The sequence below is a fragment of the Ruegeria sp. SAZA006 genome (assembly GCF_059613465.1).
Genome location: NZ_JBXWSO010000014.1, coordinates 65,177 through 91,941 on the forward strand (window position 1 = coordinate 65,177; position 26,765 = coordinate 91,941).

A 26,765-nucleotide genomic window follows, 5' to 3' on the forward strand; every position below is an offset into this window, starting at 1 on the left:
CTTGCACAGCCGCGTCCCGATCTGTATCGGGGCGCGGTCTTTCGCAAGTTCCACCAACAAGAAGACGCATATAAAGGCGCCTCTTAATGCTCAACTTCACCATTCGACGACTGATCCTGGCCGTTCCGACGCTCTTGTTCATCAGCCTCGTCATCTTCCTGCTGCTCGAGCTCGCCCCTGGCGACCCGATGGCACAGGTTCCGCTTACCGTTCCGCCCGAAGTCAAAGAGAAGATGCGCGAGGCGCTTGGCCTCGGCCAGCCGATGCATGTCCGGTTCTGGAAATGGATCGTGCAGTTCTTCTGGATCGAACCGCAGGTTCTGGTCGACCACATCTTTGGCACCACCTTTTCCGAAGGTGACCTGCGTGTGATTTCGTGGCAGACCCGCTCGCCCGTCATGGACATCGTCGTTCAGCGTATCCCGCAGACCCTGTGGGTTGTAGGCACCGCCTATGTGGTCGCCATCCTGATCGCCCTGCCCATCGGTATCTATTCGGCCTATCGCCAGTATTCCTGGTTCGACCAGATGGGCACCTTCGTGTCGATGGTCGGCTTCTCGGTTCCGCCGTTCTTCTCGGGGGTGCTGGTGATCGTAATTTTCTCGGTCCAGCTGGGCTGGTTCCCGTCGATCTATGACACGACGCATGTGGTCAATGACTGGGACAGCTTCGTCGTTCAGCTGAAACAGATGATCATGCCCGTGATGGTGCTGGCGTTGCAGATCACCGCGCAGCTCAGCCGGTTCATGCGCGCCTCGATGCTGGACAACCTGAACCAGGACTACGTCCGTACTGCTCGCGCCAAGGGGCTGAGCGAGTACACCGTCGTCATGGTGCATGTCCTGCGCAACTCGATGATCCCGGTGGTCACCGTGATCGCCCTAGGGATCCCGGCGATATTTGGTGGCGCGATCATCACCGAGCAGGTGTTCAAGGTGAACGGCATCGGCCAGCTGCTGATCGGCGCAATTCAGGCCAATGACCTCCCGATGGTGCAGACGCTGACCTTCATCTTTGCCGTGTTGATCGTCCTGTTCAACCTGATCGCAGACGTTCTCTACGGCATTCTGGACCCGAGGATCCGCTATGACTGATCACAATCAATCAGACACGCTGGTCCCTGATGAGGGCCTTGCGCCGGCCTCGACGGCCTTGCCGACTGCCGATGTAATGGAAGAACTGACCACCCCGCCCCGCAGCCAGTGGCGCGACGTGTGGGACCAGTTCAAGACCCACAAGGGCGCCATGATCGGCGCGATGCTGTTCATCTTCATCGTCGCAGCCGTCTACCTGGGCCCGTTCCTGTGGACCATCGACCCGACCCAGATCGACATCCGTGCCCGCAACCAGGGGCCCAGCTGGGCCCACCCGTTCGGCACCGATCAGCTGGGCCGGGACATCATGGCGCGAATGATGTCGGGGGGGCAGACTTCGGTCTCGGTTGGCATCACTGCGATGCTGCTGGCGCTGTTCCTGGGGTCGTTCATCGGCGTGGTTGCCGGGTTCTTCAAACGGCTGGACGGGCCGCTGATGCGCCTGACCGACCTGTTCCTCGCCCTGCCGCTGCTGCCGCTGCTGCTGGTGATGATGCTGCTGTTCCGCGAGCCTCTGTCCGCTGCGTTCGGGCTCGAGCGTGGGATCTTCATCCTGATCGTCTGCGCCATCGGCATCACCTCGTGGATGCCTACGGCGCGGATCGTGCGCGGCGACGTGCTGGCCATCAAGGAACGCGAGTTCGTTCTGGCCGCCCGCTCGATCGGCACCAGCAACACGCAGATCATCACCCGGCACATCCTGCCCAACGTGCTGTCGCCGATCATGGTGTCGGCCACGCTGGGCATCGCCACGGCGATCATCACCGAAAGCGCGCTGTCCTTCCTGGGGCTGGGCTTCCCGCCTGACTTCCCCACCTGGGGCCGGCTGCTGTTCGATGGTGTCGACTATCTGCAGCAATACCCCGAGCGTGTGTTCTGGCCCGGCCTGGCGATCTCGCTGACCGTTCTCAGCGTGAACTATCTGGGCGACGGCCTGCGCGATGCGCTCGATCCGCGGATCCGCGGACGCTGAACCAAAGTCAGTCGGCGCGCCTGAGCGCGCCGGCCAACACCACGATCACAACTGCCAGCGGCAGCAGGACAGCAAAGGCCAGCCGCAGTGACAGAATACCTGCCAGAAGCCCGATCAGCGGCGGACCGATCAGCAAACCTCCGTATCCCAAGGTGGCGACACTGGCTATGGCCTGCCCCGGCGGAACATGCGGGTCATTCGCGGCCCGGCTGAAGGCCAGCGGCATGATCACCGCATAGCCCACGCCCATCATCGCGAATCCAGCCAGCGCCCCGACCGCGCCCCCGGCCGATACCACCAGGAACACGCCAACGGCCGCGCAGGCTCCACTGACCCGGGCCACCGGCACCGGGCCGATCCGGGCGATCACGAGCCCCCCCAGCAGCCGCACGGCAACCATGGACACCGAAAAAACGGCATAGCCCAGGGCCGCAACGCTTTCAGCCACACCCGTGACATCCCGCAGGAAGATGGCGCTCCAATCGGCCACCGCGCCCTCGCCCAGCGCGCCGCACATCGCGGTCAGCCCGACCAGAACCAGAACGCCGCTGGGCAAGGCAAAGATCGCGGCGCCGTCGGACTGCACCCGCCGCGACGTCCATCGGACCCAGGACAGGGCAAGCGCGAGCGCGACGGTTGCCCCGCCGGCCAGCAGGAAATGCGGTAACACGGCAAGTTGCATCTGAACCGCGCCATAGCCGCTGAGCGCCCCTAGCCCGGCGCCGAGGCTCCACATCGCGTGGAACGAGGACATGACCGGTTTGGCATAGGCCTGCTCGACCTCGGCGGCCCAGGCGTTCATGGCCACATCCATCGAGCCGTGGAAGGCCCCGAAGATGAACAGGAAGGCAGCCAGCATGCCGAAGCTGTCGGCGGCCGCAAGAAGGATCAGTGATGCTGTGTACAGGACCGCGATCACCCGCGTCACCGTCACCGCGCCGAACCGGTCGGTCAGGCGTCCGGTGACGGGAAAGGAACACACCGCTCCGGCCGCCATGAACAGCAGGCCATAGCCCAACTCTTCGTGGCTCAGCCCCAGACGGTCACGGACGGCCGGGATGCGCGAGGCCCAGATGCCGAACAGAGCGCCATTCAGGATGAACATGGCGGCCACGGCCCGCCAGGCTGAAACCAATCCGATCATGAAACCTGCCCTGCCTGCGAAATATCTGCCTTGCAGCAATACAGGCAGCGCGCCGGTTGGCAAGCCGTGCTATTCCAGCTTGCGACGGATGCGGCGCACGGCCAGCCAGACAAGCGCCACAACAGGCAGCGTCACGCCTGCGGTCAGCATCCCCTTGCTGATCCCCGCATTGGTCAACGGGTACAGCAGATAACTGACCAGCGACACGGCATAGTAGCTGATGGCGACCACCGACAGACCTTCGACCGTATGCTGCAGGCGTAGGGCCAGATCCGCCCGGCGGTCCATGCTCTCCAACAAGGCCTGGTTCTGCGCGCTCCGTTCGACGTCGACGCGCGTCCGCAGCAGGTCGCCGGCGCGAATGGCCCGATCCGAAAGCGCCTGCAGCCGCCGTTCGGTCGCCTTGACCGTGCGCATGGCCGGGTCATAGCGGCGCATCATGAAATCGGCGAATGTCTGACGCCCGTGAAAGCGATCCTCGCGCAGCGCCTCGATCCGCTGGTGCACGATGGCCTCGTAGGCCCCCGTCGCGGCAAAGCGAAAGGCCGAACGCGCCGACAGCGTCTCGAGCTCGGTCGAGGTGGCCAGCAATTGCGGCAGCAGGTCGTCGGGATGGGTCGTGTCCTTGGTCATTTCACCCATCAGCTGGGTCAGTTGCCGGTCCAACTCACCGATCTGGGGCATCAGGGCCTTGACCCGGGCAAAGCCCAACATGGACATCGCCTTGTAGGTCTCGATCTCGCACAGGCGCTGGATGATCCGGCCGGTGCGCCTGCGCCCGGTGCCCTCGGACACGAACAGGGCAAACCGCATGTGGCCCGCCGGGTCGATGCGAAAATCGCTGGCGCAAATCGCCGAGTCGTCCAGCACCCGCGACACCGCCAGGCTTTCCGGTTCGAACCAATCCGCCAGCGCGGCTTGCGTGGCCCCGTCATCCGGGCGCGGCACCACCCGCAGCATGATCGAGGTCACGCGCTGGCCCGGACTGGCCATCAGCCAGTCGGGGGGGAATACCTCGAAATCGGCGGGGTTGAACGCGCGCTCGCTGACATTCTGAGTAATGGCCGTATAGGTCACGAATTCCGTGTGGTGTTCCCACTTCAACCAATGCCGCCCGATCTGGCCGGCATAGTGGGTGGCATCGGGCTGCGGATGCTGCGCCCCGTGGCGGTCCAGCAGGTCGATCAGGTGGGCCATATCTTCGGCCCGGTCGCGCGCCACCGCGGCGACCGGCTTTTTGATCGCAAGGAAGACAACCGTGCACGGCGCCTGCGCCACGGGGAACGGCCGGGCGTGCAATTCATTGGCCAGCGCATAGCGCAGCGGATGATCCTCGATTGGCGTCATGAACGGCTCCTTGTGTTCCGGGCACTATACGACACCGGAGCATTTCATCAATTCTCTTTTTATTTCATATACTTACGTGGATACCGCGGTATACAAGCCGGCTATCTCATTGATTTGGCTGCCAGAGCTCGATGGGATTGCCCTCGGGGTCGTGCAAGCGGGCGAATTTTCCGATCTCGCTGTTCCATTCGTCACGGGTCTCCACCTCGATTCCAGCCGCACGCAGTTGGTCGACCATGGCCGCCAAATCGTCGACTCGGAAATTGATCATCCATTGTTGCGCCGCATCGCCGAAATAGTCCGTGTCTGCGGCGAAAGGGGCAAACACGGTGTAGCCTTCGCGCTGCTTCCACAGGACCGGGTCATAGTGATTGACGCCCAGATGGGCATCGTACCATTGCGACTGAGCCTTCGGATCACGGGCGCGGAAGAACACTCCGCCAATGCCGTTTACCTTCTGCATGGAACACCTCCTGCCGTTGGGGGTTGATACGGCATCATACCCTGAAACGAAAAAAGGCGCCCGCGAGGGGCGCCTTTTCCAAGGATATGAGCCACGGATCAGTCGATCATTGGCAGCAGCTTGTCCAGCGACTGCTTGGCGTCGCCATAGAACATGCGGGTATTTTCCTTGTAGAACAGCGGGTTTTCGATGCCCGAATACCCAGTTCCCTGCCCGCGTTTCGAGACGATCACCTGCTTGGCCTTCCAGCATTCCAGAACCGGCATTCCGGCAATGGGGCTGTTCGGGTCCTCCTGCGCCGCAGGGTTCACGATGTCGTTCGAGCCAATGACGATCGCCACATCCGTTTCCGGGAAGTCGTCGTTGATCTCGTCCATTTCCAGCACGATGTCATAGGGCACCTTGGCCTCGGCCAGCAGCACGTTCATGTGGCCCGGAAGACGGCCCGCGACGGGGTGGATGGCAAAGCGCACATTCTTGCCCTTGGCGCGCAGCTTGCGGACCAATTCGCTGACCGATTGCTGCGCCTGCGCCACCGCCATTCCGTAGCCGGGGATGATGATGACGCTGTCGGCATCGTTCAACGCTGCTGCAACACCGTCGGCGTCGATCGCCACCTGTTCGCCTTCGACCTCCATCTGGGGCCCCGAAGTGCCGCCAAAGCCGCCCAGGATCACGCTGACAAAGTGACGGTTCATCGCCTTGCACATGATGTAGGACAGGATCGCGCCCGACGAGCCGACCAGCGCGCCGACGACGATCAGCAAGTCGTTGCCCAACGAGAAACCGATCGCAGCCGCGGCCCAGCCCGAGTAGCTGTTCAGCATCGAAACCACCACCGGCATGTCGGCACCGCCGATGCCCATGATCAGGTGATAACCGATGAACAGCGCCGCCAGCGTCATCAGGAACAGCGGGAAGAAGCCACCCGAAGCGGTGTACCAGATCAGACAGATCAGCGAGAGGCCAGCCGCCGTCGCGTTCAGCGCATGCCCGCCCGGCAGCTTGGTGGCCGCCGAGGTGACCTTGCCGGCCAGCTTGCCATAGGCCACGACCGAACCGGTAAAGGTGATCGCACCGATGAAGATGCCCAGGAACAGCTCGACATGCAGAATGGCCAGCTCGGCCGGGGTTTTCTTGGCGATCAGTTTCGCGAAGGCGCCCAGATCCGACAGGTCGGCATCCTTGGCCGCGTCAACGATCGCAAAGACTTCGGCGACGTTCTTGATCTCGAAATGGGCGTTGTAGCCGACGAAAACAGCCGCCAGACCCACCAGCGAGTGCATGGCGGCCACAAGTTGCGGCATCTCGGTCATCTGGACGCGCTGCGCCACGTATTGACCAATCAGACCACCGCCGATGATCAGCAGCAGCGACAGCAGCCACAGGCCCGATCCGGGGCCGACCAGCGTGGCGAACACCGCCAAGGCCATACCGACGATGCCGTACCAAACCGCGCGCTTGGCGCTTTCCTGGTTCGACAGGCCGCCGAGCGAAAGGATGAACAGAACAGCCGCAACGACATAGGCGGCAGTGGTGAAGCCAAATTCCATGTGCCCGGCCTCCTTAAGATTTCTGGAACATGGCGAGCATGCGCCGGGTTACGAGGAAACCGCCGAAGATGTTGATCCCGGCCATGAAAATCGACAGCGCCGCCAGCAGAATGACTAGGAAAGACCCCGACCCGATCTGCATCAACGCGCCCACGATGATGATCGAGGAAATCGCGTTGGTGATCGCCATCAACGGTGTGTGCAGACTGTGGCTGACGTTCCAGATCACCTGGAAGCCCACAAAAACGGCCAGCACGAAGACGATGAAATGCTGCATGAAGCTGGCCGGAGCCACCAGCCCCACCAACAGCATCAGCGCACCACCCACGCCCAGCAGGGTGACCTGCTGCTTGGTCTGCGCCTTGAAGGCCGCGATCTCTTGCGCGCGCTTTTCTTCGGGCGTCAGTTCCTTGACCTCGGCCTTGGGTTTGGCCGCTATGGCCTGCACCTTGGGCGGTGGTGGCGGGAATGTGATCTCACCTTCGTAGGTGACGGTCGCGCCACGGATCACGTCATCTTCCATGTTGTGGTTGATCTGACCGTCCTTGTCGGGGGTCAGGTCAGTCATCATGTGACGGATGTTGGTCGCATAAAGCGACGAAGACTGAGCCGCCATCCGGCTGGGGAAATCGGTATAGCCGATGATGGTCACGCCATTGTCGGTCACGACCTTTTCATCCGGCACGGTGCCTTCGACATTGCCTCCACGCTCGGCCGCAAGGTCTACAATGACCGAGCCGGGCTTCATCGCCTTGACCATATCCTCAAGCCACAGCTTGGGGGCCGGGCGGTTGGGGATCAGGGCCGTAGTGATAACGATGTCCATCTCGGGCGCCAGCTCGCGGAACTTGGCCAGCTGAGCATTGCGGAACTCCTCGGACTGAACGGAAGCATACCCACCGGTGGCCGAGCCATCCTGCTGTTCTTCCTCAAAGTCCAGATAGACGAATTCGGCGCCCATCGACTCGACCTGTTCGGCGACCTCGGGGCGCACATCGAACGCATAGGTGATAGCGCCAAGCGACGTCGACGTCCCGATGGCGGCCAGACCTGCCACGCCGGCACCAACGATCAAAACCTTGGCCGGCGGCACCTTGCCCGCGGCCGTCACCTGGCCGGTGAAGAAACGGCCAAAGTTGTTGCCCGCTTCGATCACCGCACGGTACCCGGCGATGTTGGCCATCGAAGACAAAGCGTCCATCTTCTGCGCGCGGCTGATGCGGGGCACCATTTCCATCGCGATGACATTGGCGCCCTTGGCTTTCGCCAATTCCATCCCTTCTTCGTTCCCTGCCGGGTTGAAGAACGAGATCAGCGTCTTGCCCTTGGTCAGACGCTTCATTTCTGTCTCGGTGGGCACGCGCACCTTGGCGATGATCTCCGACGATTTCCACAAAGAGGCGGCTGTCTTGACGATTTCCACCCCGACGGCCTCGTAAGCCTCGTCCGAGAAACCAGCGGCAGCACCGGCCCCCTTCTCGATGGCGCATTCGTAGCCCAATTTCTGCAGCTGCACGGCTGACTCCGGAGTCATCGCGACCCGGTTCTCGCCTTTCAGTATTTCCTTTGGCGTGCCTATTTTCACCGGCAAGTCCCCCTAATTTTCACTCTGACCGAGCGGGTGGTCGGTATTGTTTGTTAAGCAAAGATCTATCCTGCGCAACATTATTTCGCAAGCGCAGCATTCATTACGTTGTGTCACGGTTCGGCGCATTTCAGATCCACCGACGGGTTTTGCGTTCGTAACGCGCGAAATCCGCACGGAAGGTGCGGCGCAGGCGGTCCTCTTCGGGCAGGATGAACCGCCGCTCCAGAACCCAGACGAAAACCGGAACCAAAACCAGCGACAGCACCGCATCGAAGCGCAGGATCAGCCCGGCAAGGATCAGGACATCGCCCAGATAGATTGGATTGCGGCTGCGTTTGTAGATGCCCGACTGCACCATTGCGGTGGGTGTTTCATGCGGAATGACCGTCGTACGGTGGCGGCGGAATTCTACGATTGCCAGAACCGCCAACAGGATACCCCCACCAATCAGCAGACCGCTCAGCAGGTCGGTCAACCCGCCTTCCAGCGACAGGCCGAGCGACAGATAACGGCCCTGCAACCAGGCCAACACCGCGAAGCCCAAAAGCCACAGTGGCGGTACGTCGATACGGCGCATGAGCATCCCTTTTGAATGACGACATGCACCGACACATGTCGCTTCCGGGCCAAGTCCTACCGCTTTCAGACCCCGATGGCAAAGCATCTTGGCCCTGCGGCCGAATATTGTGCACCCAGGCCACAAACAGGTGGGCGTAGACAGCCCGGCACCGATCCGATACCCCGGTTCGGACACAAGAAAACACCGGGATTGATCATGACCGATTTCGCCGCCACCAAAGCCATGTTCCACCTGCCGGAAGGAGTGCTGTATCTGGACGGCAACTCGCTGGGCCCTCTGCCCAAGGCGGCGGCCGCGAAAGTGCAGAAGATGCTGACCGAGGAATGGGGCCAGATGCTGATCACCGGGTGGAACAAGGCCGGATGGATGAGCATGCCGACTGACCTGGGCGATCGGATCGGCCGCCTGATCGGCGCCGCACCCGGCACGGTCGTGGTCGGCGACACGCTGTCGATCAAGGTCTATCAAGCGGTTGCCTCGGCGTTGGAGCTGAACCCGGGGCGCAAGGTGGTCCTGTCGGACAACGGCAACTTCCCCTCCGATCTCTACATGGCTGACGGGCTGCTGCGCTCGCTGGGCGAGGAGTACGAGCTGCGGGTCGCGGACCCCGAGGCCGTGGCCGAGCACATCACCGATGAAGTCGCCGTGCTGATGCTGACCGAGGTCGACTATCGCACCGGCCGCAAGCACGACATGAAGGCGTTGACCGAACTGGCCCACGCAAACGGCGCCATCACCGTGTGGGATCTGGCCCATTCCGCCGGCGCCATTCCTGTGGATCTGGCCGGGTGCAACGCGGATTTCGCGGTAGGCTGCACCTACAAGTACCTCAACGGCGGTCCGGGCGCCCCGGCCTTCATCTATGTCGCGCCGAAATGGGCCGACACCGCGCGCCCGGCCCTGTCGGGTTGGCTGGGGCACGAGGCGCCGTTTGCCTTCGACCTGGACTACCGCCCCGGCGCAGGCATCGAGCGCATGCGCGTCGGCACGCCCCCGGTGATCCAGATGACCGCGCTGGCCGCGGCAATGGATATCTGGGACATGGCCGACATGGACGATGTGCGCGCCAAGTCCATCGCCCTGACCGAACAGTTCATCCAGCAGGTCGAGGCCACCTGCCCCGATCTGGAACTGGCCAGCCCCCGCGACCCCGCGATGCGCGGCAGCCAGGTTTCGTTCCGGTTTGCCGACGGTTATGCAGCGATGCAGGCCTTGATCGCCCGCGGCGTGATCGGGGATTTCCGCGCGCCCGACATCATGCGGTTCGGCTTCACGCCACTGTATATCGACGAGGGCGACGTGACGCGCGCCGTCGAGATTCTGGCCGACATCATGCAGAACCGGTTGTGGGACACGCCGGAATACAAAATCCGGCAGCGGGTTACCTGACCTCAAGCCCCGCGCCGATCAGCGCGGTCAGCTGGGCGATGCGCTGCTCGAACTCCTCGGCGTTCGAGGCGGTCATCTTGATCCCCTTCAGCGCGGCGGTGATGGTCCGCGCGGTCTCGGCCGGTCCGTCCGGCAGGCGCACGCGACCGGCCGCCAGTTCGCGCTCCAGCCACTCGGCGTAGAGATCCGCCAGCGCCGCCTCGCCCTCGGCCACGATGTCGGCAGCGGTGGACTTGCTGGTATCCAGCATTTCGAGCCCATGCGGCGAGGCCAGTATTGCCGCCATCCCGGCGATCTGCGCGTCAATCGCCCGCGCGAGGATCTCGGGCACCGTTCCGTCGCCCTGCAGCGCCTGCGCCACCGCCGCGATCTTCTCGGCGTAATGCGCCTGCGTCAGGCTGCGAACGATGGCCTCTTTGTTCTTGTAATGCAGATAGACCGCCGGACGGGACATGCCCGCGCCACGCGCTATGTCATCCATCGAGGTCTTGCGGAACCCATAGGCGGAAAAGGCCTGAAACGCCGAAGTCAGGATCGCCTTTGCCCGTGTATCATCCAGTTTTTCCGCCATGAATTGACCTCTGACAGTTTCCCGCGAAATTGTCAATTGACGCACTGACATTTTTCATCGATTATGTCAGAAACCAGCCACAGCCAAAAGAGGTGCGCCATGGCGACCACGCTGACGATCAACGGAAAGCCACATCAGGTCGATCTGCCCGACGATGTCCCCCTACTGTGGGTGCTGCGCGACGAGGTGGGCCTGACCGGAACCAAGTTCGGCTGCGGGGTTGCCGCCTGCGGGGCCTGCACGGTGCAAATCGACGGTGAGGCCGTCCGCTCGTGCCAGGTTGCCCTGTCCGATGTCTGGGGCGAGGTCACCACGATCGAAGGGTTGGGAACGCCCGACAACCTGGCCACGATCCAGCAGGCCTGGGTCGATCATCAGGTCGCGCAATGCGGCTATTGCCAGTCGGGGCAGATCATGCAGGCCGCCGCGCTTCTGGCCGAAAACCCCGCCCCCTCTGACGAAGAAATCGACGAGGCGATGCAGGGCAACCTGTGCCGCTGCGGCACCTATCCGCGCATCCGCGCCGCGATCCACGACGCCGCCGCCAAGCTGAAGGAGGCCTGATCCATGGCCAGCATCGGAAAAATCCTGCGCCGCACCTTCCTGATCGGGTCCGCCGCCATCGTCGGCGGCGTGGCTTTCGGGGTCTATTATGTCAATCGCCCTGCCAAGAACCCGCTGAAACCGGGGGACGGTGAAGCGGCCCTGAATCCGTTCATCCTGATCGACCAGAACGGCGTGACCTTGTTTGCACCGCGCGCCGAGATGGGCCAGGGCGTCAAAACCACATGGGCCGCCCTGATCGCCGAGGAGCTGGACGTGGATCTGGATCAGGTCACCGTTTTGCACGGACCTGCGGCGGCGGCCTATTACAACTCGGCCCTGATCGGCGAGAGCCTGCCCAACAAGGGCTATGACGTCTCGAACTTCCAGCACAATCTGGGCGAGGCCCTGGGCGTGATCGGCAAGGCGCTCAGCCTGCAGGTCACCGGCGGCTCGACCTCGATGAAGGACGGGTTCGAACGCATGCGCGCGGCTGGTGCCTCGGCCCGCGAGACGCTGAAACAGGCCGCCGCCGGCCGACTGGGGGTGGATCGGGCTCAGTTGAAGACCGCTTCGGGCCATGTCATCGCGCCTGATGACAGCAAGATCGCCTATACCGACCTGGCTGCCGACGTGGCGCAGATGGAGCCCATCGACGCAGAACTACGCGACCCGTCCGAGTGGCGCTATCTGGGCCGGACCCTGCCACGTCTGGACATGGTGGAAAAGGCCACCGGCACCGCCCAGTTCGGCGTTGACGTGCGCCTGCCCGGCATGAAATTCGCCAGCGTCCGGATGAACCCCAAGCTGGGCGGCCAGATGAACGGCTTCGACGACAGCGCCGCCAAGGCAATGCCGGGCGTCGAAGAGATCGTCGATCTGGGCAATGGTGTCGCGGTGATCGCCACCAACACCTGGCTGGCCAACCAGGCGGTCGAGGCCATCGACGTTGATTGGGGCGAGGCCCCCTATCCCCCTGAAACCGACGCCATCTTTGCCGAGATCGCCAAGGCTTTCGACACGGACCCGAACTCGACCATGCGCGATGACGGCGACGTCAGCACCGTTCCCGAAGGCGCAATCGTGATCGAGGCTGAATACACCGTCCCCTACCTGGCCCACGCCACGATGGAACCGATGAACGCCACCGCGCTGTTCACCGGCGACGCCTTGGAATTGTGGTGCGGCAACCAGGCCCCCACGCTGATTCAGTTCCGCGTTGCCAACACGGCGGGTCTGGACACCGAAGCCGTCCAAATCCACACCACCTATCTGGGCGGCGGGTTTGGTCGCCGTGGAGAACTGGATTTCGGCGAAATCGCAACCAAGGTGGCCATGGCGGTGCCCGGCACTCCGGTCCAGACGACCTGGAGCCGCGAAGAGGATATGCGCCACGACTACTACCGTCCCGGTGCGATGGCGCGGATGCGCGGTGCGGTTCAGGATGGTAAGGCAGTGCTCATCGATGGTGCAGTCGCAGCGCAATCCTGCACGCAGCAAGCCGTCGAGCGCTATACCGGAATGCCCGGCGCTGGCCCGGACAAGGTTCTGGTCGAAGGGTTCTTCAACCAGCCCTACGCGGTGCCCAATTATCGCATGAGCGGCCATATCGCCGATCTGAAGATCCCGGTGGGCTTCTGGCGCTCGGTCGGCAACAGCCACAACGGGTTCTTCCACGAAACCTTCATGGATGAGATGGCTTACGCGGCCGGCCGCGACCCGCTGGACTTCCGGCTGGAACTGGCGGGCGGCGAACATGCGCCCTCGGCCGGGTGTCTTGAGGCGGTGCGCGACATGTCCGGCTGGACGGGCAACACCCCCGATGGCGTGGGGCGCGGCGTGGCCCTTACCTACAGCTTCGGCACCCCGGTCGCGCAGGTGATCGAGTTGGTCGACGAAGACGGCACCATCCGCATCAGCAAGGCCTGGATCGCCTGTGACATGGGGCTGGCCCTTGACCCCGAAAACGTCAAGGCGCAGATGTTCGGCGGCATGATGTATGGCCTGTCGGCGGCTTGTTACGGCGAGATCACCTTCGCCGATGGCGAGGTCGAACAGTACAACTTCCCCGACTATGACGCGCTGCGCATGCACACCGCGCCGCAGGTTGAGGTTCAGGTGCTGGAAACCAACCGCTTCATGGGTGGCGCGGGTGAACCCGGCACGCCACCCTCGATGCCGGCGCTGGGCAACGCGCTGTTTGACCTGACCGGCCAACGCGCGCGGACCCTGCCGCTCAACAAACAGTTCAACCTGCTGGTGTGAAACAAAAAAGACCGGCGCGGTGATTGTCGCGCCGGTCTTTTGAAGAAATCTGAAAGCTGACTTTTAGGCCGATTGCCGCACCGGCGTCGGCATGGCGCCTGCCGACCAAGCCCGCACCGCGTCGCCAAAAGCCTGAAACAGGGGCCGCGACACCGGGTCATTCGCCGCATCCCATTCCGGGTGCCACTGAACCGACAAGGTAAAACCGGGCGCATCCTGGATATAGATCGCCTCGGGTGTACCATCCGGCGCGTGGCCGTCGATCACCACGCTCTTGCCCACCGTCTTGATACCCTGCCCATGCAGCGTATTGGTCATCACCTCGCTGGCGCCGAACAGTCGGTGGAATACCCCGCCCTCGGTCAGATTGACCACGTGGCGCAGGGCGAATTTCTCTTCCAGAGTGCCATCGGGCGGCATGCGGTGGTTCATCCGGCCGGGCAGATCGCGGATTTCCGGGTACAGAGTGCCGCCCATGGCCACGTTGACCTCCTGGAAACCCCGGCAGATGCCCAGAAAGGGCTGGCCGCGCTCGACGCAGGCCCGCACCAGCGGCAGGGTGATCGCATCGCGCGCCCGGTCGAATTCACCATGCGCGTCAGTTGCCGACTCGCCGTATTCCTCGGGGTGAACGTTGGGGCGGCCACCGGTCAGAAGGAACCCGTCGCAAACCTCAAGCAGTTCGGCCACGTCGACATAACGCGGGTCGGCCGGGATCAGCAGCGGCAGACAGTTCGAAACATTCGCGACCGCGTCCGAATTCATCGTGCCCCCGGCATGGGTGGGGTACTGGTCGTTCATCAGATACGAATTGCCGATGATGCCAACGACGGGTCGGGACATTGTGCTACCTTGCTGTTTTACTTGAACTGGTCGGAAATTATCCGCCCCTTCAGTAACGTGCAAGAAAACACGCCCTGCACCATGGCGCAAGGACGTGTTCAGATACGCACACAATGTTCCCGATTTCCGCAGAGCGCTGGATCGATTTCCCGAAAGAGGCGGCCTCGGCGGAACGGCGCTTCTTCAGATCAGGTCTCGCCAGTCAGCCCGGAGGCCTCGATCCCTGCCATGGCGGCAGCGGCATCGTTGTCCGAGGTGTCGCCGGTTACCCCGACAGCCCCGATCACGGCACCCTTGCGGTCGCGCAAAAGCACGCCGCCCGGAACCGGAACGACCTGGCCGCCATAGACCCCGTTCACCGCGGCCATGAAATAGGCCTGCGCCTCGGCCCGCTGCATCTGGGCGGTGCCTGCCATGCCCAGCATGACCGAGCCATAGGCCTTGCCATGGGCAATCGCGAACCGGCCCGGGGCCGCGCCGTCCTCGCGCTCGAAGGCGATGACATGGCCGCCGGCGTCCAGAACCACCACCGACAGGGGTTTCAGGTCCATCTCGCGCCCTTTCTCAAGGGTTTTGCGAATGATGGTGCGGGCCTTTCTGAGTGAAACCGACATGATCTTGTCCTCTGTCTGCGGTGGTCTGTCCCGGTTCTAGCCTTGACGAGCCTTCAGTTCCAGCCGCCGCGCATGCAGGACCGGCTCGGTATAGCCCGAGGGCTGCACCCGCCCCTTGAACACCAGATCGCAGGCGGCCTGGAAGGCGATGCCGTCGAACCCCGGCGCCATGGGCCGATAGGCCGGGTCGTCCGCGTTCTGGCGGTCGACCACGGCGGCCATCTTCTTCATCGCGGCCATCACCTGATCGGCGCGGATCACGTCGTGATGCAGCCAGTTGGCCAGCGCCTGGCTCGAAATCCGGCAGGTGGCGCGATCCTCCATCAGACCCACGTCGTTGATATCGGGCACCTTCGAGCAGCCGACACCCTGATCGACCCAGCGCACGACATAGCCCAGGATGCCCTGCGCGTTGTTCTCGATCTCGCGAGTGATTTCATCGTCGCTGAGGTTGCGGCCGCTCAGCAGCGGGATGGTCAGCAGATCGTCCAGCGTGCCGCGCGGACCTCCGGTAGCGATCTCGTCCTGACGGGCCAGAACGTCTACCTTATGGTAATGGGTCGCGTGCAGGGTCGCTGCGGTGGGAGACGGCACCCAGGCACAGGTCGCACCGGCCATCGGGTGGCCGATCTTGGCCTCGAGCATCTCACCCATCCGGTCGGGCATGGCCCACATGCCCTTGCCGATCTGCGCCCGGCCCTTCAGCCCGCAGGCCAGCCCGATATCGACATTGCGATCCTCGTAGGACTGGATCCAGGGCGTATTCTTCATGTCGCCCTTGGGCAGCATCGGCCCGGCCTCCATCGAGGTGTGGATCTCATCCCCCGTCCGGTCCAGGAAGCCGGTATTGATGAAGGCCACCCGCGATTTCGCCGCACGGATGCATTCCTTGAGGTTCACCGAAGTCCGGCGTTCCTCATCCATGATGCCCAGTTTCACGGTGTTGCGCGGCAGGCCCAGAATGTCTTCGACCATGTCGAAAATCTCGACCGAGAATGCGACCTCTTCTGGGCCGTGCATCTTGGGCTTGACCACGTAGACCGAACCGTGGACCGAGTTGCCGCCATCACGCTGCAAGTCATGCATGGCGATCAGCGTGGTGCAGAGCGCATCCATCAGCCCCTCGCCGATCTCGTTGCCGTCGACGTCCAGCACGGCGGGGTTGGTCATCAGGTGGCCCACATTGCGCACCAGCATCAGCGACCGGCCCTTGAGGCTGCCGGCCGACCCGTCGGGCCGGGTAAAGGCGATGTCCTCGGACAGTTTGCGGGTAAATGTCCGGCCGCCCTTCGTGACCTCTTCGGTCAGATCGCCCTTCATCAGGCCCAGCCAATTGCCATAGGCCACGACCTTGTCCTCGGCATCGACGCAGGCCACCGAATCTTCGCAGTCCATGATGGTGGACAGGGCCGACTCCAGGCGCACATCGGAAATGCCCGCCGGGTCCGAGGCGCCAATGGTGCTGGACGGGTCGATCATGATCTGGACGTGCAGACCGTTGTTCTTCAGCAGCACGAAGTCCGGGGCCTCGGCCGCGCCGTCGAAGCCCACGAATTTCCCGGGATCGGCCAGCGCCGGGACCAATGCGCCGCCTTCGACCTTCAGACCGGACACATCGGCCCAGCTGCCTTGGGCCAGCGGCACGGCCTCGTCCAGAAACGCCTTGGCCCACGCGATCACCCGCGCGCCGCGGGCCGCGTCATAGCCGCCCCCCTGCGGCAGGTCGCCCATCGCGTCGGTGCCATAGAGCGCGTCATACAGGCTGCCCCAGCGGGCATTGGCCGCGTTCAGGGCAAAACGCGCGTTGGTGATCGGCACAACCAGCTGTGGCCCCGGCGTCGCGGCGATCTCGGGGTCGACATTCGCCGTGTCGATCTGGAAATCGGGGCCTTCATCCAGCAGATAGCCGATTTCGCGCAGGAACGCCTGATACTCGGCCATGTCGATGGGCTGCCCCTTACGCGCAAGGTGCCATGCGTCGACCCGGCCCTGGATATCCGAGCGCTTTTGCAGCAGGTCGCGGTTTTTTGGGCCAAACTCGGACACCATCCGCGAAAGACCAGCCCAGAATGCGTCGGGCTCAACGCCTGTTCCGGGAAGCGCGCGTTCCTCGATGAAATCGATCAGAACCTGATCTACGTCCAACCCGCTCCGGATAGCTCTGCCGCTCATGACTCGAATCTCCTGCCCTTCGTGTGCCGTTGTATGCAGTCATCAATTAGGGGCATTGTTTCCGATAGGCAACTTGCCGCTGCATCAATCCGCGTTTCAATTCCGCCTGAAACAGCTTCAAACCGTGCAAGTTAATGCCGCCCCGACCCGCCTGCTTGCAGCGCCACTGCGATCCTCCTAACGTCGCGCGGGAACACACCGACACGAGGCCCCAGATGCGCGACGCCGCCCCCACCACGATCTACCTGTCCGACTATTCGCCCTTCGGTTTTCTGGTCGACAGCGTTCACCTGACCTTCGATCTGGCCCCGAACGCGACGCGCGTGACATCGCGCATCGCGTTCCGGCCCAATCCGCAGGCCACCGACCGCACGTTCTTTTTGCACGGGGAAGAGCTTAAGCTGATCCGCGCCAGCATCGACGGCGCCGAGATCACGCCCGACGTCACCGACAAGGGCCTGACCGCCAGCGTCCCCGATGCCCCCTTCGTCTGGGAGGCCGAGGTCGAGATCGACCCCGGCAACAACACCGCGCTGGAAGGGCTGTACATGTCCAACGGCATGTATTGCACCCAGTGCGAGGCCGAGGGGTTCCGCAAGATCACCTTCTATCCCGACCGGCCCGACGTGATGTCCACCTTCACCGTGCGCATCAACGGCGACCTGCCGGTGCTGCTGTCCAACGGCAACCCGACGGGCAAGGGCGAAGGGTGGGCCGAATGGACCGACCCCTGGCCCAAGCCGGCCTACCTGTTCGCGCTGGTCGCCGGAGAACTGCTTGCCCATTCCGACAGTTTCACCACCCTCTCGGGGCGGCATGTCGATCTGAACCTCTGGGTCCGCCCCGGGGACGAGGGTAAATGCGCCTTTGGCATGGAGGCCCTGAAGCGGTCGATGAAATGGGACGAGGATGTCTATGGCCGCGAATACGATCTGGACGTGTTCAACATCGTCGCCGTCGATGATTTCAACATGGGCGCGATGGAGAACAAGGGGCTGAACATCTTCAACTCGTCGGCGGTGCTGGCTAGCCCTGAAACCTCGACCGATGCCAATTTCGAACGGATCGAGGCGATCATCGCGCATGAATATTTCCACAACTGGACCGGCAACCGCATCACCTGCCGCGACTGGTTCCAGCTGTGCCTGAAAGAGGGGCTGACCGTGTTCCGCGACGCGCAGTTCACCTCGGACATGCGCTCGGCCCCGGTCAAGCGCATCCATGACGTGATCGACCTGCGCGCGCGCCAGTTCCCCGAGGACAACGGCCCGCTGTCGCACCCCGTGCGCCCCGAAAGCTTTCAAGAGATCAACAACTTCTACACCGCGACCGTCTATGAAAAAGGCGCCGAGGTGATCGGCATGCTGAAAACGCTGGTGGGGGACGACGCCTATTCCAAGGCGCTGGACTTGTATTTCGAACGCCATGACGGGCAAGCCTGCACGATTGAGGACTGGCTGAAAGTGTTCGAGGACACGACTGGCCGCGACCTGGCCCAGTTCAAGCGTTGGTACAGCCAGTCTGGCACGCCCCGGGTAAAGGTCGAGGAGGATTGGGCCGACGGCACCTTTACCCTGACCCTGTCCCAAAGCACCCCACCCACACCCGGCCAGCCCGAGAAGCTGCCACAGGTGATCCCCGTGGCCGTGGGCCTGCTGGGCCCCAATGGCGACGAGGTGCGCGGGACCGAGGTGCTGGAACTGACCGAAGCGCGCCAGAGCTTCACGTTCGAGGGGCTGGCCGCCCGCCCCGTCGCCTCGATCCTGCGAGGGTTCTCGGCGCCGGTGATCCTTGAACACGACCGCCCGAACGCCGAACGCGCGTTTTTGCTGGCCCATGACACCGATCCGTTCAACCGGTGGGAGGCCGGACGGACGCTAGCGCAGGATACCCTGCTGCGCATGATCACCCAGGACGCGGCACCCGATGCCGAATATCTGGATGGCTTGCTGGCCGTTCTGCGCGACGCCGATCTGGACCCGGCCTATCGCGCGCTGATGCTGGGCCTGCCGACCCAATCGGAACTGGCCGCCGCGCTGCACGAACAGGGCGAAACGCCCGACCCGATGGCGATCTGGCGCGCGGTCGAGACCCTGCGCCAGGCCACCGCCCAGCACATGCAGGACCTGCTGCCCCGCCTGCACTCCGAGGCGCTGGTGGACAGCCCCTATTCGCCCGATGCCGAACAGGCGGGCAAGCGCGCCCTGGGCAGCGCCGCGCTGGCGCTGACCACCCGGCTGGACGGCGGGGCCATGGCGGCCGAGGTCTATGCCAAGGCCGACAACATGACCCTGCAGCTCAGCGCCCTGTCCTGCCTGCTGCGTGCCGGCAAAGGTCAGTCGGAACTGGCGGCATTCTACGACCAGTGGCACGACGACCGGCTGGTTCTGGACAAATGGTTTGGGCTTCAGGCCTCGCTTGCCGCACCGGATGATGCACCGCGGATCGCCCGCACCTTGTCCGAGCATCCCGATTTCAACTGGAAGAACCCCAACCGGTTCCGTGCACTGATAGGTGGGCTGGCGATGAACCACGCCGGGTTCCACCATGCCGGCGGCGCGTCCTACGCCTTGCTGGCCGACTGGCTGATCCGGCTGGACCCGGTCAACCCGCAGACCACCGCGCGCATGTGCACCGCCTTTCAGACCTGGAAACGCTATGACGCCGACCGCCAGGACCTGATCCGCACGCAGCTGAGCCGCATCGCCGAAACCCCGAACCTGTCCCGCGACACGACCGAGATGATCTCGCGCATCCTCGGGGCATGACGGCGCCCGAGGGCTCCGGGTTCCGCTTTACCCGCCACAACCGGTCGCCCCGCAGCATCGCCATTCTGGCCGCTGTCTATGCGGGGCTGCTGGCGCTGGTGCTGGTATTCGACGCGGCATGGTGGTTGATCGGGTTGCTGGCTCTGGGCACCCTGCCCGCGTTGTGGGACGTGCTGCGCGACACCGATGCCGGGCTGAACCTGGACTCGGCAAAACTGCGCTGGCATTCGGGCGCTCGGCAGGGCGAGATCGACGTGACCGAGATCGACTTCTTCCGCTTCGACACGCGCTGGGACTTCTCGGTGCGCGTGTCGATCATCCTGACCAACGGCAAACGCCTGCGCCTGCCCGACGAAGCTCTGCCGCCGCACAAGCAGCTGGAACAGGCGCTGCAACAGGCTGGGTTTCGGGTTGACCGACACCATTTCACGGTATTCTGAAACGATTCACGGAATCCGCGTCGATTGATCCTGTCTGATCCATTGAAGCAGAAAGTTTAATGTTAGAATCCTTGAACTGGTCACAATTCCGGTTCAGAATTCATCGTTAGTTAACAAGTTTGTACAGTTTCGAGTGTTTTCGATGTTCCGGTCGTTCTGGGCAGGTCTTGCCCGTATCAATCCCATATCAAGTCACGTGGCTCCGGTTTCGGACGCGGGTTCCCGCTGTCTGGAAGATGTCGGGCGTCTCAATATTCCCGTTGCGGAACTGGGTGCGGCTGACCTGATCGGGCGGGACATGATCGAACGCGGGCGCCATCTTGCTCGGCAGGATCGTTGGGCCGAACTGTCAGCCGAGATCCAGGCCGCGGACCAAGCCCGGACAACAGCCCCGGACGGGCTGCCGATCGCCGATCTTCTGGCGTTTGGCGCGCGATCGGATGTTGTCTTGGCCGCCGAACACGCGCTGTCCGACGGCGGTGCGATCGCCGAGTACGACCTGCTTGGCGGTATTTCCGAGCTTGAGGGTGTGAAACAGGATCATCCCGATGATCCGATGATTGCTCTCATCGTCGCTCTGGCCCACATCGATCTGGCATGGGCGTGGCGTGGCACGGCTCTGGACGCGGCGCTACCGCCGCTGCATCGTTCACGCTGTGCTGCACATTTTGACCGGGCTGCAGCCATACTGCCCGAGTGCCGCAAGGCGCTGCCGGACAGCCCTGTGGTCGCCGCCGCCGACTGTGCCCTGCTGGCTGGTCAGCGCACCAAGCGGGCCCGGGTGGCGGATCAGTACGAACGCCTTATTTCGCTGGATCCGCGAAACCATCGACACATGCGCGCGATGGGCAGCCACCTGCTACCGCGATGGTTCGGCAGCTATGCAGAGCTTGAGGTGCAGGCCCTGCGCAATGCCGCGAACACGCGCGACACGTGGGGTGCCGGCGGATACACATGGGTTCAGTTCGACGCAATTGCATTGGATGAACAAGCCTGCGCGCGGCTGGACATCGAGTATTTTCTGGAAGGTCTACGCGACATCGTGCAACGGATGCCGGACCAGAAAACGATCAACCTGCTGGCCTCGTATTGCGCGATCACGGTGCAGAATGGGTTCGGTCTGGACGACAAGGCCGATCTGGTCCGGTCCCAGATCAGGGAGGCCGCCCAATGGCTGATCCGCGATCATTTGACCGAACTGCACCCGCTGATCTGGGCCCACGCGGCCAACGGGTTCAACAACTCGGTCCGCGTCAACTCACCCGAGCGGTTCGCGGCACGTGGACAGCGTGACGCCTTGCGCGCCATCGGTGATCTGTTCCGCGAGGAATTGCGCAACGGGACCGACGTGACCTTCACGCCTTCAGGTCTGCAACTGACCAGCCACTGAGAATTGCGTCTCGGCGCCCTTTGCCCCTTGCCCCTTGGCCTTGCCGGGCATAATACCCATGCCTGAACTTCTGCGGAAATGAGGCGCGCCATGCTCGACTTGACCTATGAACTGCCCAAACCAAAGACCATCGCCGGTGCCAAGCACGACTGGGAACTGGTGATCGGGATGGAGGTGCACGCGCAGGTCTCGTCCAATGCCAAGCTGTTTTCTGGCGCATCGACCAAATTCGGAGCCGAACCGAACTCGAATGTGGCCTTTGTGGATGCGGCCATGCCGGGCATGCTGCCGGTGATCAACGAATTCTGTGTGGAACAGGCCGTGCGCACCGGTCTGGGTCTGAAAGCCGACATCAACCTGAAATCGGCCTTTGACCGCAAGAACTATTTCTATCCCGACCTGCCGCAGGGCTATCAGATCAGCCAGCTGTATCACCCGATCGTGGGCGAAGGCGAAGTTCTGGTGGAACTGGGCGACGGCACCGCGCGCATGGTGCGCATCGAGCGCATCCACATGGAGCAGGACGCGGGCAAATCGATCCATGACATGGATCCGAACATGTCCTTCGTCGACCTAAACCGCACCGGGGTCTGCCTGATGGAGATCGTAAGCCGCCCCGACATCCGCGGCCCGGAAGAGGCCGCCGCCTATATCGCCAAGCTGCGCCAGATCATGCGTTATCTGGGCACCTGCGACGGCAACATGCAGAACGGCAACCTGCGGGCCGACGTGAACGTGTCGATCTGCCGTCCGGGCGACTATGAGAAATACATGGAAACGCAGGACTTTTCGCACCTGGGCACGCGTTGCGAGATCAAGAACATGAACTCGATGCGGTTCATCCAGCAGGCCATCGAGGTCGAGGCGCGCCGCCAGATCGCCATCGTCGAGGCCGGCGGCAAGGTCGAGCAGGAAACCCGTCTGTATGACCCCGACAAGGGCGAGACGCGCTCGATGCGGTCCAAGGAAGAGGCGCATGACTATCGCTATTTTCCCGACCCCGACCTGCTGCCGCTGGAAATCGAGCAGGCCTGGGTCGATGACATCGCCGCCAAGCTGCCCGAGCTGCCGGACGAGAAAAAAGCCCGTTTCATCAATGATTTCGGCCTGACCGACTATGACGCATCGGTGCTGACCGCCGAGGTTGAATCGGCCGTGTACTTCGAAGAGGTCGCCAAGGGCCGCAACGGCAAGCTGGCCGCGAACTGGGTCATCAACGAGCTGTTCGGCAGCCTGAAGAAAGACGACCGCGACATCACCGACTCGCCGGTTTCACCCGCGCAGCTGGGCGGGATCATCGACCTGATCGCCTCGGACGCCATCTCGGGCAAGATCGCCAAGGACCTGTTCGAGATCGTCTATACCGAAGGCGGCGACCCGGCGCAGATCGTCGAAGAGCGCGGCATGAAGCAGGTGACCGACACCGGTGCCATCGAGGCTGCTTTGGACGAGATCATCGCTGCCAACCCGGCCCAGGTCGAGAAGGCCAAGGTGAACCCGAAACTGGCCGGCTGGTTCGTCGGACAGGTGATGAAGGCCACCGGCGGCAAGGCCAACCCCAAGGCGGTCAACCAGTTGGTTGCGCAGAAGCTGGGCCAATAAGGTCTTTCGGTTTGTACAGGCCGGGCAACTGGGTTTGTCCGGTTTGTACAGATTTTGCCCGGAGTTGTTGACGCTTTCAGGGCCCGAGGCAGCGCTTGACTCGGGCGACCGGTTGCGGCCTTTGTCTTGGCCAGAGAGGTGAGGTGCCATGCAGAACAGATTTGACCAGGAGCTGGTGGACCGGCTGGTTCGATATGCGGCCATCGACAGCCAGAGCGACGAAAACTCGCCCACCACCCCCAGCACGGAAATCCAATACGACATGCTGAACCTGCTGCAGCAGGAGCTGGCAGAGATGGGCGCGCAGGATGTGACCATGACGGGCTATGGAGTCGTTCTGGCCACCATTCCGGGCACCGCGCCAGGGCCGACCATCGGCTTTCTGGCCCATGTGGACACCGCGCCGCAGTTCAACGCGACCGGGGTCAAACCGCGGGTCATCAAAGGCTACAATGGCGGCGACATCACCTTTCCCGACGATCCGTCACTGGTGCTGTCCCCGGCCGAGCATCCCTATCTGGCCAGCAAGGTCGGCGACGACCTGATCACCGCCTCGGGCTCCACGCTGCTGGGCGCCGACGACAAGGCGGGCGTGTCGATCATCATGACGATGGCCCGGCACCTGCTGGCCGATCGGACGATCGCGCACGGACCGATCCGCATCGCCTTTACCCCCGACGAGGAAATCGGCCGGGGTGTGACTGAAGCGCTTCCCAATGATCTGGGCGCCGACTTCGCCTATACGCTGGATGGTCAGCAACTGGGCGAGATCGAATATGAAAGCTTCTCGGCCGACCGGGCAGTGATCAGGATCGAGGGCGTTTCCATTCACCCGGGTCTGGCCAAAGACAAGATGGTGAACGCGACCCACCTGGCGGCCAAGATCGTGCAGACGCTGCCTCAGGCCACCATGACCCCCGAAGTCACCGACGGGCGCGAAGGATTCATCCACGTGACCGACCTGAACGGCGGCTCGTCCGAGATGGAGATCAAGCTGATCCTGCGAGATTTCGAGATGGACGGGCTGGAAGCCAAGGGCGAGCTGGTGCGCAAGGTCTGTGATGCAGTACAGGCCAGCGAACCGCGCGCCAAGATCAGCGTCGAGATCAGCCACCAATACCGCAACATGCGCTACTGGCTGGAAAAGGACATGACACCGGTGGACTTGGCGCGCGAGGCCTGCCGCGAAATGGGGATCGATCCGGTCTCGGTTCCGATCCGCGGCGGCACCGACGGGTCGCGCCTGACCGAGTTCGGCACCCCCTGCCCCAACATCTTTACCGGCATGCAATGCATCCACGGGCCGCTGGAGTGGATCTCGGTCCAGGACATGGCGGTGGCAACCGAGCTGTGCCTGAAGATCGCCTCGAAGGCGACGCAGGGGGAAAGCCACAGTCGAGGCTGAAATTCGCCGGGGCGCGAAGTTTTCTGTTCCCCGTCCCTGACGGAACGATACATTGCCCGCCAACACCAGTTCAGGAACCATTGATGCAGCGTTACGAATACAAGGTCGTCCCGGCCCCCAAGAAAGGCACCAAAGCCAAAGGGGTCAAAACGCCCGAGGGCCGGTTTGCCGTCACTATCGAGCATTTGTTGAACGAGTTGGGTGCGAAAGGCTGGGAGTACCAGCGCGCCGAGCTGCTGCCCAGCGAGGAGCGGGTCGGCCTGACCGGAACCGCAGAAAACTGGCGCAATGTTCTGGTGTTTCGCCGTGCGGTCGAAACCGAAGTCGCCAACGACGACATCGCCGCACTCCTGACCCCGCCAGAAGAGGATGACACTCCTCTGGCACGGCCGGTTCCTGGCCCGGACGACGCGGCTGCGGCCGGTCAAGTCGAGGCTCCGGCCCGCATCGCGCAGGATCACGACGACCCGCCGTTGACGCTGAAACCGGCCAAGTCAGAAGATGCCCCCAAAGCGGATGCCGAGGACGAAAAAGAAAAGCCCGACAGCTAGGCTCAGACCGCGTCAGGCCGGCGCGGCACCATAGGCGTTTTCGGCCTGCTCGCTGGGTTGAATGTAGAAATACAGAAGGATCAACGTGCCGATCAGCGGAATCAAACCGATCAGGATCCACCAACCGGACCGCCCGGTGTCATGCAGGCGTCGCACGCCCACCGCGATGTTCGGCAGGATCACGCCCAACGAGACTAGCCACGACAGCGGTTGACCGGCTTCCGAAGCGAAAGCATCGAACCCCAGCAAAGGCGCCACCACCGCACCGTCGATCAATTGTGTGACAACCAGCACCAAAAAGATCGCCAACACCCACCACCAGAACTCGGAGCGCGGTGCGCGCCCTTGAAAGGTTGCGTATTTTGACAGCACCGTACGAACGGCGTGGCTCATCTGTTCCATAGTTTCCTCCGCGCAAATCACGGGAAACATAGCAGATTATTGGCAAGAACCGACAATAATCGAAAAAGTCGGGCGAAAGGCTTCAGTCACCGATGTCCAAAGCCAGGGCGTGGATGCGCGGAACGATGTCGCCCAGGGCCTTGTGAACGGCCCGGTGACGCGCAACGCGGGACTGCCCCTGAAAGGCGGCTGCGCGGATTCGGACGTTGAAGTGGCTTTCGCCGCCTTCCTGAAACCCTGCGTGGCCGCGATGGCGTTCACTATCATCCACGACTTCCAGCTCACGCGGGTTGAACTCGGCCTGAAGTCGCTGGCGGATTTCGTCGGTCACGGTCATTTTTACTCTCAGCGGCAAATATTTTGCCGCGCCCCTCTTCTACTTTCGATCACTTAGATTAAACTGCTGCCTCCGAGTCGAAAAGACGCGTTCATGAGGATGAGCATATGGTGAAATCAGATCCCTTCGGATTCGACATGTCGGTGTCCAGCGCCAAGAAGAAAAACCCGCGCGGGCGTCGGGGCATGTCGGGCGCGTCCGAGACCTCGACCCGGGTCTGTGACCACGAAGGATGCCAGGAAGCCGGCAAGTTCCGCGCGCCCAAGGCACCGGATGTGCTGGACGACTTTTTCTGGTTCTGCCAGCAGCACGTGCGCGAATATAACCAGAAGTGGAATTTCTTCGACGGCACCACCGAGGCCGAGTTGAACGCCCAACGGTCGAAAGACAAAGTGTGGGAACGCGAAACCAAGCCCATGGGAGACCCCGAGGCGCGGGCCTGGGCCCGGCTTGGCATCGAAGATCCGCATCAGGTTCTGGGCGAAAACGCGACCAAGAACCCCGGTCGAGCCGCAACAGGCCGTCGCCTGCCGCCTACTGAGCGTCGTGCGATCGAAATCCTCGAAGCCAAGGACACTTGGACCAAGGCCGAGGTTCGCAAAGCCTACAAAAAGCTGATCAAGGTGCTGCACCCGGACATGAACGGCGGCGACCGCAGCCAGGAAGAACAGCTGCAGGAAGTCGTCTGGGCCTGGGATCAGATCAAGGACAGCAGGAACTTCAAATAGCGG

General features: G+C 62.9%; 24 protein-coding genes. 12 read left to right on the forward strand and 12 right to left on the reverse strand.

Annotation, left to right across the window (positions count from 1 at the left end; all coding sequences use genetic code 11):
• Positions 1 to 86 precede the first annotated feature (86 nt).
• Positions 87 to 1,094, forward strand: coding sequence for an ABC transporter permease (locus AC2FNZ_RS12430; protein WP_170340351.1), 1,008 nt, complete (start codon positions 87 to 89; stop codon positions 1,092 to 1,094).
• Complete coding sequence (locus AC2FNZ_RS12435) at positions 1,087 to 2,067, forward strand: ABC transporter permease (RefSeq protein ID WP_093964881.1); 981 nt, start codon at positions 1,087 to 1,089, stop codon at positions 2,065 to 2,067. Before AC2FNZ_RS12430 ends, AC2FNZ_RS12435 begins: the two co-directional genes overlap by 8 nt.
• Before the next feature lie 7 nt (positions 2,068 to 2,074).
• Here the strand turns inward: AC2FNZ_RS12435 and AC2FNZ_RS12440 are convergent, their stop codons facing one another.
• The 6 genes from AC2FNZ_RS12440 to AC2FNZ_RS12465 all read right to left on the reverse strand — a co-directional run bounded on the left by AC2FNZ_RS12440 (position 2,075) and on the right by AC2FNZ_RS12465 (position 8,739).
• The gene (locus tag AC2FNZ_RS12440; RefSeq protein WP_496840842.1) at positions 2,075 to 3,211 is read right to left on the reverse strand and encodes an MFS transporter; all 1,137 of its coding nucleotides are present in this window, start codon (positions 3,209 to 3,211) and stop codon (positions 2,075 to 2,077) included.
• Positions 3,212 to 3,280: 69 nt separating this feature from the next.
• Complete coding sequence (locus tag AC2FNZ_RS12445; protein WP_170527968.1) at positions 3,281 to 4,558, reverse strand: DUF3422 family protein; 1,278 nt, start codon at positions 4,556 to 4,558, stop codon at positions 3,281 to 3,283.
• Between the two features lie 106 nt (positions 4,559 to 4,664).
• Positions 4,665 to 5,021: a VOC family protein gene (locus AC2FNZ_RS12450; RefSeq protein WP_496840843.1), complete on the reverse strand. Its 357-nt coding sequence runs from the start codon at positions 5,019 to 5,021 to the stop codon at positions 4,665 to 4,667.
• Positions 5,022 to 5,119: 98 nt separating this feature from the next.
• The gene (locus AC2FNZ_RS12455; RefSeq protein ID WP_496840844.1) at positions 5,120 to 6,574 is read right to left on the reverse strand and encodes an NAD(P)(+) transhydrogenase (Re/Si-specific) subunit beta; all 1,455 of its coding nucleotides are present in this window, start codon (positions 6,572 to 6,574) and stop codon (positions 5,120 to 5,122) included.
• A 13-nt stretch (positions 6,575 to 6,587) separates the two neighbouring features.
• Positions 6,588 to 8,159, reverse strand: a complete 1,572-nt coding sequence (locus AC2FNZ_RS12460; RefSeq protein ID WP_496840845.1) for a Re/Si-specific NAD(P)(+) transhydrogenase subunit alpha — start codon at positions 8,157 to 8,159, stop codon at positions 6,588 to 6,590.
• Positions 8,160 to 8,289: 130 nt separating this feature from the next.
• Entirely contained in the window at positions 8,290 to 8,739 is a 450-nt protein-coding gene (locus tag AC2FNZ_RS12465) for a methyltransferase family protein (protein WP_093964875.1), read from the reverse strand.
• A 198-nt stretch (positions 8,740 to 8,937) separates the two neighbouring features.
• Between AC2FNZ_RS12465 and kynU the strand changes: the two genes are divergently transcribed.
• Positions 8,938 to 10,131 carry a kynureninase gene (gene kynU / locus AC2FNZ_RS12470; RefSeq protein WP_496840846.1) on the forward strand — a complete coding sequence of 398 codons (1,194 nt, stop codon included), beginning with the start codon at positions 8,938 to 8,940 and terminating at the stop codon, positions 10,129 to 10,131.
• Here the strand turns inward: kynU and AC2FNZ_RS12475 are convergent.
• A complete protein-coding gene (locus AC2FNZ_RS12475) occupies positions 10,124 to 10,702 on the reverse strand; it encodes a TetR/AcrR family transcriptional regulator (protein ID WP_496840847.1) in 579 nt (192 codons plus the stop codon). The genes kynU and AC2FNZ_RS12475 overlap by 8 nt on opposite strands.
• Before the next feature lie 99 nt (positions 10,703 to 10,801).
• Here AC2FNZ_RS12475 and AC2FNZ_RS12480 point away from each other — a divergent pair, with 99 nt between their 5' ends.
• Together AC2FNZ_RS12480 and AC2FNZ_RS12485 are read left to right on the forward strand one after the other, a co-directional pair.
• On the forward strand, positions 10,802 to 11,266 hold the full coding sequence (locus tag AC2FNZ_RS12480) for a (2Fe-2S)-binding protein (protein ID WP_170357311.1): 465 nt from the start codon (positions 10,802 to 10,804) through the stop codon (positions 11,264 to 11,266).
• Positions 11,267 to 11,269: 3 nt separating this feature from the next.
• The gene (locus AC2FNZ_RS12485; RefSeq protein ID WP_496840848.1) at positions 11,270 to 13,510 is read left to right on the forward strand and encodes a xanthine dehydrogenase family protein molybdopterin-binding subunit; all 2,241 of its coding nucleotides are present in this window, start codon (positions 11,270 to 11,272) and stop codon (positions 13,508 to 13,510) included.
• 63 nt (positions 13,511 to 13,573) lie between these two features.
• Here AC2FNZ_RS12485 and AC2FNZ_RS12490 read toward each other — a convergent pair whose 3' ends face one another.
• The 3 genes from AC2FNZ_RS12490 to AC2FNZ_RS12500 form a co-directional block, all read right to left on the reverse strand.
• Positions 13,574 to 14,353, reverse strand: coding sequence for a gamma-glutamyl-gamma-aminobutyrate hydrolase family protein (locus AC2FNZ_RS12490; protein WP_093964872.1), 780 nt, complete (start codon positions 14,351 to 14,353; stop codon positions 13,574 to 13,576).
• 188 nt (positions 14,354 to 14,541) lie between these two features.
• Positions 14,542 to 14,967 carry a GlcG/HbpS family heme-binding protein gene (locus AC2FNZ_RS12495; RefSeq protein ID WP_496736514.1) on the reverse strand — a complete coding sequence of 142 codons (426 nt, stop codon included), beginning with the start codon at positions 14,965 to 14,967 and terminating at the stop codon, positions 14,542 to 14,544.
• Positions 14,968 to 15,003: 36 nt separating this feature from the next.
• On the reverse strand, positions 15,004 to 17,139 hold the full coding sequence (locus AC2FNZ_RS12500) for a malate synthase G (RefSeq protein ID WP_496840849.1): 2,136 nt from the start codon (positions 17,137 to 17,139) through the stop codon (positions 15,004 to 15,006).
• Positions 17,140 to 17,354: 215 nt separating this feature from the next.
• Between AC2FNZ_RS12500 and pepN the strand changes: the two genes are divergently transcribed.
• The 6 genes from pepN (at position 17,355) to AC2FNZ_RS12530 (ending at position 25,295) form a co-directional block, all read left to right on the forward strand.
• Positions 17,355 to 19,907: an aminopeptidase N gene (gene pepN / locus AC2FNZ_RS12505; protein ID WP_496840850.1), complete on the forward strand. Its 2,553-nt coding sequence runs from the start codon at positions 17,355 to 17,357 to the stop codon at positions 19,905 to 19,907.
• A complete protein-coding gene (locus AC2FNZ_RS12510) occupies positions 19,904 to 20,347 on the forward strand; it encodes a hypothetical protein (RefSeq protein WP_093964868.1) in 444 nt (147 codons plus the stop codon). The genes pepN and AC2FNZ_RS12510 overlap by 4 nt, the downstream gene beginning before the upstream one ends.
• Positions 20,348 to 20,489: 142 nt before the next feature.
• The gene (locus AC2FNZ_RS12515) at positions 20,490 to 21,737 is read left to right on the forward strand and encodes a hypothetical protein (RefSeq protein ID WP_496840851.1); all 1,248 of its coding nucleotides are present in this window, start codon (positions 20,490 to 20,492) and stop codon (positions 21,735 to 21,737) included.
• A gap of 90 nt (positions 21,738 to 21,827) precedes the next feature.
• Positions 21,828 to 23,339: an Asp-tRNA(Asn)/Glu-tRNA(Gln) amidotransferase subunit GatB gene (gatB, locus tag AC2FNZ_RS12520; protein WP_496840852.1), complete on the forward strand. Its 1,512-nt coding sequence runs from the start codon at positions 21,828 to 21,830 to the stop codon at positions 23,337 to 23,339.
• A 148-nt stretch (positions 23,340 to 23,487) separates the two neighbouring features.
• Positions 23,488 to 24,744, forward strand: a complete 1,257-nt coding sequence (gene pepT, locus AC2FNZ_RS12525) for a peptidase T (protein WP_496840853.1) — start codon at positions 23,488 to 23,490, stop codon at positions 24,742 to 24,744.
• An 83-nt stretch (positions 24,745 to 24,827) separates the two neighbouring features.
• Positions 24,828 to 25,295 (forward strand): DUF4177 domain-containing protein, encoded by a 468-nt coding sequence (locus AC2FNZ_RS12530; RefSeq protein ID WP_093964865.1) that lies wholly within the window; start codon positions 24,828 to 24,830, stop codon positions 25,293 to 25,295.
• Between the two features lie 12 nt (positions 25,296 to 25,307).
• Here the strand turns inward: AC2FNZ_RS12530 and AC2FNZ_RS12535 are convergent, their stop codons facing one another.
• The gene (locus AC2FNZ_RS12535) at positions 25,308 to 25,697 is read right to left on the reverse strand and encodes a DUF805 domain-containing protein (RefSeq protein WP_170440791.1); all 390 of its coding nucleotides are present in this window, start codon (positions 25,695 to 25,697) and stop codon (positions 25,308 to 25,310) included.
• Positions 25,698 to 25,779: 82 nt separating this feature from the next.
• Complete coding sequence (locus tag AC2FNZ_RS12540) at positions 25,780 to 26,034, reverse strand: BolA family protein (RefSeq protein WP_093964863.1); 255 nt, start codon at positions 26,032 to 26,034, stop codon at positions 25,780 to 25,782.
• Positions 26,035 to 26,141: 107 nt separating this feature from the next.
• Between AC2FNZ_RS12540 and AC2FNZ_RS12545 the strand changes: the two genes are divergently transcribed.
• Positions 26,142 to 26,762, forward strand: a complete 621-nt coding sequence (locus tag AC2FNZ_RS12545; protein ID WP_093964862.1) for a J domain-containing protein — start codon at positions 26,142 to 26,144, stop codon at positions 26,760 to 26,762.
• Positions 26,763 to 26,765: the final 3 nt, after the last annotated feature.

What these genes read in the sequence shown, in the direction of transcription:
- AC2FNZ_RS12430 (WP_170340351.1), top strand. Translation starts at nt 87, where the DNA reads ATGCTCAACTTCACCATTCGACGACTGATCCTGGCCGTTCCGACGCTC.
- AC2FNZ_RS12435 (WP_093964881.1), top strand. Translation starts at nt 1,087, where the DNA reads ATGACTGATCACAATCAATCAGACACGCTGGTCCCTGATGAGGGCCTT.
- AC2FNZ_RS12440 (WP_496840842.1), bottom strand. Translation starts at nt 3,211, where the DNA reads ATGATCGGATTGGTTTCAGCCTGGCGGGCCGTGGCCGCCATGTTCATC.
- AC2FNZ_RS12445 (WP_170527968.1), bottom strand. Translation starts at nt 4,558, where the DNA reads ATGACGCCAATCGAGGATCATCCGCTGCGCTATGCGCTGGCCAATGAA.
- AC2FNZ_RS12450 (WP_496840843.1), bottom strand. Translation starts at nt 5,021, where the DNA reads ATGCAGAAGGTAAACGGCATTGGCGGAGTGTTCTTCCGCGCCCGTGAT.
- AC2FNZ_RS12455 (WP_496840844.1), bottom strand. Translation starts at nt 6,574, where the DNA reads ATGGAATTTGGCTTCACCACTGCCGCCTATGTCGTTGCGGCTGTTCTG.
- AC2FNZ_RS12465 (WP_093964875.1), bottom strand. Translation starts at nt 8,739, where the DNA reads ATGCGCCGTATCGACGTACCGCCACTGTGGCTTTTGGGCTTCGCGGTG.
- kynU (WP_496840846.1), top strand. Translation starts at nt 8,938, where the DNA reads ATGACCGATTTCGCCGCCACCAAAGCCATGTTCCACCTGCCGGAAGGA.
- AC2FNZ_RS12475 (WP_496840847.1), bottom strand. Translation starts at nt 10,702, where the DNA reads ATGGCGGAAAAACTGGATGATACACGGGCAAAGGCGATCCTGACTTCG.
- AC2FNZ_RS12480 (WP_170357311.1), top strand. Translation starts at nt 10,802, where the DNA reads ATGGCGACCACGCTGACGATCAACGGAAAGCCACATCAGGTCGATCTG.
- AC2FNZ_RS12485 (WP_496840848.1), top strand. Translation starts at nt 11,270, where the DNA reads ATGGCCAGCATCGGAAAAATCCTGCGCCGCACCTTCCTGATCGGGTCC.
- AC2FNZ_RS12490 (WP_093964872.1), bottom strand. Translation starts at nt 14,353, where the DNA reads ATGTCCCGACCCGTCGTTGGCATCATCGGCAATTCGTATCTGATGAAC.
- AC2FNZ_RS12495 (WP_496736514.1), bottom strand. Translation starts at nt 14,967, where the DNA reads ATGTCGGTTTCACTCAGAAAGGCCCGCACCATCATTCGCAAAACCCTT.
- AC2FNZ_RS12500 (WP_496840849.1), bottom strand. Translation starts at nt 17,139, where the DNA reads ATGAGCGGCAGAGCTATCCGGAGCGGGTTGGACGTAGATCAGGTTCTG.
- pepN (WP_496840850.1), top strand. Translation starts at nt 17,355, where the DNA reads ATGCGCGACGCCGCCCCCACCACGATCTACCTGTCCGACTATTCGCCC.
- AC2FNZ_RS12510 (WP_093964868.1), top strand. Translation starts at nt 19,904, where the DNA reads ATGACGGCGCCCGAGGGCTCCGGGTTCCGCTTTACCCGCCACAACCGG.
- AC2FNZ_RS12515 (WP_496840851.1), top strand. Translation starts at nt 20,490, where the DNA reads ATGTTCCGGTCGTTCTGGGCAGGTCTTGCCCGTATCAATCCCATATCA.
- gatB (WP_496840852.1), top strand. Translation starts at nt 21,828, where the DNA reads ATGCTCGACTTGACCTATGAACTGCCCAAACCAAAGACCATCGCCGGT.
- pepT (WP_496840853.1), top strand. Translation starts at nt 23,488, where the DNA reads ATGCAGAACAGATTTGACCAGGAGCTGGTGGACCGGCTGGTTCGATAT.
- AC2FNZ_RS12530 (WP_093964865.1), top strand. Translation starts at nt 24,828, where the DNA reads ATGCAGCGTTACGAATACAAGGTCGTCCCGGCCCCCAAGAAAGGCACC.
- AC2FNZ_RS12535 (WP_170440791.1), bottom strand. Translation starts at nt 25,697, where the DNA reads ATGGAACAGATGAGCCACGCCGTTCGTACGGTGCTGTCAAAATACGCA.
- AC2FNZ_RS12540 (WP_093964863.1), bottom strand. Translation starts at nt 26,034, where the DNA reads ATGACCGTGACCGACGAAATCCGCCAGCGACTTCAGGCCGAGTTCAAC.
- AC2FNZ_RS12545 (WP_093964862.1), top strand. Translation starts at nt 26,142, where the DNA reads ATGGTGAAATCAGATCCCTTCGGATTCGACATGTCGGTGTCCAGCGCC.